Origin of the sequence: Shewanella sp. SG41-4 (assembly GCF_014164505.1) — a bacterium.
Classification (GTDB): domain Bacteria; phylum Pseudomonadota; class Gammaproteobacteria; order Enterobacterales; family Shewanellaceae; genus Shewanella.
Genome location: NZ_JACJFI010000744.1, coordinates 1 through 578, shown reverse-complemented (window position 1 = coordinate 578; position 578 = coordinate 1). Strand labels below are relative to the sequence as shown.

At 35.6% G+C, this 578-nt stretch carries 1 protein-coding gene; it reads left to right on the top strand.

Going from position 1 to position 578, the window contains the following annotated elements:
- Positions 1–372: 372 nt before the first annotated feature.
- On the top strand, positions 373–578 hold a 206-nt coding region (locus tag H5202_RS23640), incomplete at its 3' end, for a hypothetical protein (RefSeq protein ID WP_182774149.1).

The following is a 578-nucleotide window of genomic DNA, read 5'->3' as shown; positions in this document are numbered from 1 at the left end:
ATGATAATCAATATCGTTAAGTCATTGCTGGTGTGAAGGTTATTAATATTTTTAATGAGGTTCAGAGCACTTAATTTTGTGACCTGAATCTTGTTTATAACCATTATTTTATATATAGCGTTGATTTTATAGTTTTTTATTTATCATCCTCTGCAGTTTTATATTACCCCAACTTATCAAGTACCTCTTTAGGGTTACCTTATCTGAAACTGACGGTTTCATTTTTGCGGATACCTAAAACTAAAATTATCAATTTCTGTTAACGAATTTGTAACCAAACCTCACAGGTTTATCACAGCAAGCGGGTGTTTTGTCTCATTTACTTATATTTTAGATGCGTAAAACCTACAAATTTAAATCGGGGGATTTAAAATGAAAAAATATAATAGAACGTTACTTGCAGCGGCATTCATTGCTGCTTTTGGTTTAGCAGGTTGTGGATCTGACGGCAGTGATGGTGCTGACGGAGCTACTGGTACACCTGGTGCTGATGGTTCCGATGGTTCTGATGGCGTTTCTGCTGGCTTAACAGTCACAACCGTTAACAATGCTTATGATTTTAATTTGCAGTTAGACCC